This is a genomic window from Xenorhabdus sp. KK7.4, from assembly GCF_963876465.1.
Classification (GTDB): Bacteria; Pseudomonadota; Gammaproteobacteria; order Enterobacterales; family Enterobacteriaceae; genus Xenorhabdus; species Xenorhabdus stockiae.
Window position 1 is genome coordinate 1 of the sequence record NZ_CAWNQF010000115.1, and the last position, 6,728, is coordinate 6,728.

Consider the following 6,728-nt stretch of genomic DNA (forward strand, 5'->3'; position numbering starts at 1 on the left):
TGTCCTGTGTCTGAAGCCACTTCCTCCGGCAGCGTGGGCCATGCAACCACCGTCGAACTCCCTAGAGAAACTGGACAAGCTGTTCTCGATATCCGAGAAAGCATCATCAACGACCGGGCAAAACTGAGATATTTGCAGGAGTATGTTAGGACACAGTGTGGGTGAGAGGACGGTGGGAGTACCGTCCTATCGGAAATTATTATAAAGATAGGCAAGTATTGTAATCATGGTAAGATGCTATGCACGAAGTCATACAGCTAGCCCAATCACTACCATTCATATACTCGCAAATCGAAGCGTAGGTCTGCATTGGTGCTAAAAGCGCAGTGCCTGCCACTAGGCAAAGAAGAAGATACTTTTTCATAGTTATTCTCCGCATCGTTTACAACGTTATCATCACAAAAACTGGTAAATCTAATAAACCCATTACACCGTAACAACAAGCGAATAATTCTTAACGATTGATTAACACCTGAAATTAAAGTCAATATTTCTTTACCCATTCCCTGAGTGGTTAAAGGAATACGAATAACTCATGCTGCCACTTCGTTCTCACCGCGTACCCTACGCATACGGACTGGTGGCATTTTTATTTTCACCGCGCACCGAAAGCGCATCTCAATTGCACCGAACCTAACCCTATCGAAATGAGCTTTCGAGGTCACCAGTTATGGCTGGCGAGCCTTCGGTGGGCTGGTTTCCTATTTCGGCGAAGGTTCATTTCATAGAGCAGGTAGAACGCGATGGCGGCGGTAAAAAGGAAATCGAGCATAGGTTGTGCAAAACGACTTAATTCCTTGTTTTAACTATTCTATTTTGTGCGCACCTCTTCAGGTGTATCGATACCGATATCCCTTTGCGCCGGGTTATCGCCGTCTGTCGGTATTAGCTATGACATGTCTCCTTTTCATCGAGCGTACTGACAGAATCAAAAATAACCTATGCCCTGAGTGAGAATAACAGGTCATTATCAGCAACATCCGCTGTAGGCAGACGAAGTGATGTGACAGCCGGAGAGACGGCCTGTATTGCCATCCTGATTCACAGAGTCGTGATGGCTATACAGAACAGGCCAGTTTAATAGGCTAAATGAAGTAAAGAGGCTGACAGCAATATGCACGTAAAGTAGACTGAAACTCCAATGATATGAATAAACAAAGGGAGTTTGTAGTTATGGGAATGGTTATCGGTATTATTGGTATAATATTATTACCCTCTCTGCTTATTTTTGGTGTGGCTTTTTATAGTCACAGGAAAAACAAAGACACTGCCTCTGCAATTATTGCTGTAGTAAGCGGAATAGGATCAGCAATTTTGTTATACCAATTTATCACGTGTTTTTATGTTATCGGTTTTTTCAGATAATAAGTAAATAGTTTGATAAGTCACCACTTTCGGGTGGTTTTTTGCTTTATGGAGGGCAACTCATGTCATCCCGTATCTATGGCAGTAAATGGAATAAAGCCCGGCTGACTTTCCTGCAACAACACCCCCTGTGTGTGATGTGCCGCCAACAGGGCAGATTAACGGCCGCCACCGTCGTAGACCACATTGTCCCGCATAAACTCAAAGACGCCATGAATACCCGTCACAGTAAGGCCATCAAAGCGGCGCAGCGTTTATTCTGGGACAAAAAGAACTGGCAGTCACTGTGTGCCTCACACCATAACTCGACCAAACAGCGTATCGAGAAGCGCGGTCAGGACATCGGCTGCGATGCAAACGGTTATCGGCAGATCGTTTCCAATCCGCATAATGATCGATCACTTGGTTACCTTTACTTTCCAGTTACCTAAAAAATAAAATCCTACATTTTCCCGTAATACTGTTTGAGTGCAGTCTATGATAGAAATTTGTGATTAGTTGATAGCATAAAGCATCGGTATCGAGTTATATGTTATTTAACGTCAAGGCTATACTTGAATCATTTGAGTCATGACAGGTGGTGACAGATGTTAAAGAAAATTGCCGTTGCATTACTGCTGTTTCCGGGTTACTTGCTGGCAGATACCGGAGTTTATACCACTGCTGATGGTAAGCTCGATATCCGTGATGGTAATTATTCCTGTTACTTATACCCGGCATACATATTCAGGGAGCCCAAAAATCACAAAGAATTTCCTCCCGGGTATTTTCCTAAAGTTATGATGAAGGTGAGAGCGGAAGGAAACGGAAAATACATAGGTGTTAGCCTCTATCCTAATATGCCACCAAGAGTAAAACCTAAGGGAGCATGGGGTTATTTTGGTGCTAAGGTCGGGCTTGGTTCAAGAGACAATAAAGAGGTTATTTATGATTCAGTTAAGGACAACATAAATTTTTCCTATCTGGTAGGCACTAAACAATCGGGGGTGGTAGCCACTTTGAGTAGTAATGATCCTTTTAGTCCGGTGAATGCTGTATTGGGAAGATGTAAGAGAGTCGGTTCTTAAATAATTACTATTATGTTGTTTGAAAAGTAAAGGCTCTAAAGGTGGGATATTATGATAAATATGGACGATGACCGAAAAAACAAAATACTCTACATCCGGCGTGCTGATATGCCTGATATCGATATTCTTACCAGAATCGATCCAGTTGTTCTGTATGATAATCGTCGGTTAGTTCAAATTAAAAATTGGGTCAAGAGTCAATTTTGCTATTTGGTAGAGTTAGATAGTGAGGTGATTGCTTATGGTGTACTGCATTATAATTTTTTTGATTATGCTTTTATTGAGATGCTGGTGGTTGGAGAAAGAAACAGAAGGGAAGGTGTTGGATTACAACTTATCAGCTACCTAAAATCAATTTGTTCTTGTCCAAAATTATTCACATCTACGAACCAATCTAATAAATCGATGCAATCATTATTAAACAAGGCGGGCTTTAGGAAAAGTGGTTATATAGAAAACATTGATGAAGATGATCCCGAGTTAGTGTTTTTTTATAAAATAAATTGATGCTCAAAGAATAAATATTCTATCAATTTTATTTTCTATATATCCAAAAAATATTCTGATAAAGGTGGCTTGACCTAAAGTTAGGTTAAGGTTTTAGAGTGTACGTGTTTTTTAGCAAAAAATATAAAAACTTTAAAATAAATTATGGAGAATATAATGATCCCAAGGTCATCAATATTAAGAGTAGCCAGGCCAACTGATAATCTTAAAGAAGTTACAGAGATGTATGTTAATGGATTGGGGTTTAAGCTATTAGGTGAGTTTCAGGGGCATAATAACTTTGATGGTTCAATCATTGGGCATGAAAAACACAGCTATCATTTGGAATTTACGCATCATCAAGGAACTGTTGTTGGAAGAGCACCAACAAAAGATAATCTGCTAGTTTTTTACTTTAGTGAAAATAGTGTTTGGGAACAATGCTGTGAGCGTATGATAAATGCAGGTTTTAAGGTGGTTCAATCATATAATGACTATTGGGATGTGGTGGGAAAAACCTTTGAAGATATAGATGGTTATAGAGTGGTTTTACAAAATAGAGAATGGACTTCTTAAGGGATTTATTAATTTCAATATGTGGTTAAAAGCATAAGGTTATGTTTTTGATCACATGTTGGAATTGTTATTTGATATTAGTTTTAAATTATTGAGTGTGAATTAAATAAATCACTGGTAATCTGAACTATATTTAGAGTATGATGCCTAACTTCAATTTTATATATTGACTAATCTACATTAACGACTGAAAGGAGAAAATATAATGACGACAGTAACAATGACTCTTTTCGGGCCAGTCTGTAGCTAATTACTAAGATTTTTACATCTGGTATTGCTTTGGCTAGGACAGCCTGAACCATAACTCTTATTATTTTTATCGATCATAGGATTGATCTATGGGCAATACATTATATTCGGCTGCACCACAATCGCATATTCAGATTATTGCAGCAGAAAATACCTGGCTGGAAGGTAAGGCCATCCAGCAACTCGAAACAACAGCACAACTTCCTGATATGGTACGTGTGGTCGGTTTGCCTGACCTGCATCCAGGTAGAGGTTATCCGGTTGGCGCGGCATTTTTCTCACAGTCACGTTTTTATCCTGCACTCATCGGCAATGATATTGGGTGTGGTATGGCATTGTGGAAAACAGATTTAATGCTGAATAAATGGTCATTAGATAAACTGGAGAAAAAACTCGGTTCTATCGATAACCCTTTGGAAGAAGATGAACTGCCAGAGAATATGGCCGAATATTTTTGCTATTCACCGGGGACGATTGGTGGTGGTAATCACTTTGCTGAATTGCAGCAAATAGATGAAATTTATCAGCCTAAAGTTCTTGAAACATGGCAACTTAATAAACAAGAGCTTTTATTGTTGGTACACAGCGGTTCACGTGGGATGGGGCAAATGATCCTTGAACAGCATGTTCGCCAGTATGGGCATAAAGGGTTGGAGGCGTCCAGTGTACAGGCGCAGCATTATCTTCAGCAACACCAACAGGCTCTCGATTATGCTCACCTTAACCGTCAGTTAATTGCTGAACGGATGCTGGGACGCTGGCGAGCTGAAGGAAGCTGTTTACTGGATGTTTCACACAATTTGCTCACCTCCAGTGTTATTGACGGAATTGATGGCTGGCTACATCGCAAAGGTGCAACACCTTCTGATCAGGGATTGGTCGTTATTCCGGGTTCCCGAGGGGACTATAGCTATTTAGTGAAACCGGTAGCCACTGAACAAAGTCTTTTTTCTCTTGCTCATGGTGCTGGTCGCAAATGGGGACGTAATGAGTGTAAATCACGTTTAGCCGGGCGTTATAATGCACAACAACTTTCGCGTACCGCATTGGGTAGTCGTGTGGTTTGTCTGGATAATCAGCTGATTTTTCAGGAAGCGCCAGAAGCCTATAAGCCTATTAGTGGCGTAATGGATGCTATGGTACAAACAGGTTTGGTAAAATTAGTAGCACGGCTTAAGCCTGTATTGACTTACAAGACCAGAAAAAACCAAGAGTAATTCCATAAATCCTTTTGTAGAGTTTTACTCTGGAGCCTTGAACCAAATATACTCAATGAATTCCAGAATAAGTTGCCGCAATAAAAGTGCACTCCAGAAGCATAACTGACGATATGAGTGCTGCGAATAAAGTGGTAATTTGCAAGAGTGCAAGTATATGCGGAGCGGCGAATCTTCGTCGCTCCGCATTTAATCAGCGAGCATGTTGGGATAAAACATGCTTTATCTGAACCTTACAATCTTTAACTGATTTAGCCAGCGTCTCATCAAAATGGTGATTGCTCGGAAATTTTGGCTTATGTTCTCTGACTTCAGCAACAGTTTGTTTAATTGTTGCAATAAATTCATTTTTATTAGACTGGATTTCTTTTAGGGTTAATCCTTTCTTATGTAAAGCATTTAATGCATTTTGTGCTATCACATCTGGCGAGTCATGGGTTTTAAATGCCTCTACGGAAGCTTTGCCAAACACATCACAATAGGTTTCAGCAATCTTGTCCTGATTTGTATGTGCGGCATAAGAGAAGAATGAGAGCGATAGCAAAAAAAATGGTAATAAAAGACGTTTCATAGATTCCCCTTTATCAGCTATACCGTGGTATACCCATCGCCTTTCAGGTTGCTTTTTATTGTCTGTGCTCACCCCGATTATATAGTGAGCCATGTTTTCGGAGGGAATAACTTATTTTCCTCCGCGATACAACTCGAAATCCATTGGGTATGGTGGTGATAACATTAACAATAGTACATTATCTATCGTTTGCCTGACATTTTATGGGCATTGAATAACTGATTCAGGTGTTATCACTGTTTCTGCTTTAAGCATTGCTCTTTCTTACAATGATTACGAAGCAATCTAATAATATTATTCGTACTATTAGTATTGATGCGGGTCAGTAATTTGACATCCTTATCGGTAATCTTGAGTGCATCAACTTCAAGGTAATTCCCTGAGCCTGCGGTGAGTTTAGAGATAATGAGTTCTTTACTCCCGTCACCATCAATATCAGCAAATGTTGTTCTTGGTTTTCCGTCATCTTCAAATATTGAGCCATTGCGGGAAAAAACGGCACCAGTGGTGAATTCTGTTAGCTCTTTATCCTGGAAAACAGCAATGGAATAACTACCTATGGATGCACTTTCCAGATCACCGACCGAAATAACTGCAAATTTTTTATCAGGTAAATTAATCAATACACCATCTTTGGCAAAGGTTGGAGATGATAATAATAGGGTAAACAGTGTTGCCAGTACGGAAAATTTTATTTTTTTAACTATAAGCATCGACAATACTCCATTAGTTAATGTGTTGCTTCAAAGGAAAAATAGCAGAAGCTGATAGGCGAATTTATATCGTAGCATGGATTTTTAAAGACGATAGTGTTGGGTATAAAAGTAAAAATCAAGCAGATTATGTCGGATAAACAGGCACCAAGTGCATGCAGACTTAACTATAATCATTATTATTTTTTAAGTTTAATTGGTTTTTTGGAAAATATGATTATAGATATAAATTAACCGAAAACATTCCATGATGTAAGATGGATTTTGATAGAGTTAATAAAATCTTCTCGGCAAAAATAGCCTGTGATTATATAAATAACCGCACTTATATCATGCATTGATTATTTATGGTTTGAAAATAACGGGAGTGAAGACTCCCGTTTTATTGTATATAGAAAACCCCCTGCTAGGCAGGGGGTTCCGTAGAGCTTTCAGCGATGAGGCAGCTATAAAAACCCCTTTTGATTTGTTAAAACACCTTGCG

General features: G+C 39.4%; 8 protein-coding genes and 1 pseudogene. 7 read left to right on the forward strand and 2 right to left on the reverse strand.

Annotated features, from left to right (window positions below):
* Positions 1-63 precede the first annotated feature (63 nt).
* The 7 genes and pseudogenes from AACS90_RS19505 to AACS90_RS19535 all read left to right on the forward strand — a co-directional run.
* Positions 64-165: pseudogene (locus AACS90_RS19505) on the forward strand (lysis protein); the annotation flags it as partial.
* Positions 166-1,173: 1,008 nt separating this feature from the next.
* A complete protein-coding gene (locus AACS90_RS19510; protein ID WP_099123560.1) occupies positions 1,174-1,365 on the forward strand; it encodes a hypothetical protein in 192 nt (63 codons plus the stop codon).
* Positions 1,366-1,427: 62 nt separating this feature from the next.
* A complete protein-coding gene (locus AACS90_RS19515; protein WP_099123561.1) occupies positions 1,428-1,796 on the forward strand; it encodes an HNH endonuclease in 369 nt (122 codons plus the stop codon).
* Between the two features lie 156 nt (positions 1,797-1,952).
* On the forward strand, positions 1,953-2,432 hold the full coding sequence (locus tag AACS90_RS19520) for a hypothetical protein (protein ID WP_099123562.1): 480 nt from the start codon (positions 1,953-1,955) through the stop codon (positions 2,430-2,432).
* A gap of 51 nt (positions 2,433-2,483) precedes the next feature.
* Positions 2,484-2,939 (forward strand): GNAT family N-acetyltransferase, encoded by a 456-nt coding sequence (locus AACS90_RS19525; protein ID WP_241538331.1) that lies wholly within the window; start codon positions 2,484-2,486, stop codon positions 2,937-2,939.
* Between the two features lie 156 nt (positions 2,940-3,095).
* Positions 3,096-3,494: a VOC family protein gene (locus AACS90_RS19530; RefSeq protein WP_099123563.1), complete on the forward strand. Its 399-nt coding sequence runs from the start codon at positions 3,096-3,098 to the stop codon at positions 3,492-3,494.
* A 338-nt stretch (positions 3,495-3,832) separates the two neighbouring features.
* A complete protein-coding gene (locus AACS90_RS19535) occupies positions 3,833-4,960 on the forward strand; it encodes an RNA ligase RtcB family protein (protein WP_099123564.1) in 1,128 nt (375 codons plus the stop codon).
* 193 nt (positions 4,961-5,153) lie between these two features.
* Here the strand turns inward: AACS90_RS19535 and AACS90_RS19540 are convergent, their stop codons facing one another.
* Both AACS90_RS19540 and AACS90_RS19545 read right to left on the reverse strand, forming a co-directional pair.
* Positions 5,154-5,531 (reverse strand): hypothetical protein, encoded by a 378-nt coding sequence (locus AACS90_RS19540; protein ID WP_099123565.1) that lies wholly within the window; start codon positions 5,529-5,531, stop codon positions 5,154-5,156.
* Between the two features lie 233 nt (positions 5,532-5,764).
* Entirely contained in the window at positions 5,765-6,244 is a 480-nt protein-coding gene (locus tag AACS90_RS19545) for a PliI family lysozyme inhibitor of I-type lysozyme (protein ID WP_099123566.1), read from the reverse strand.
* Positions 6,245-6,728 lie beyond the last annotated feature (484 nt).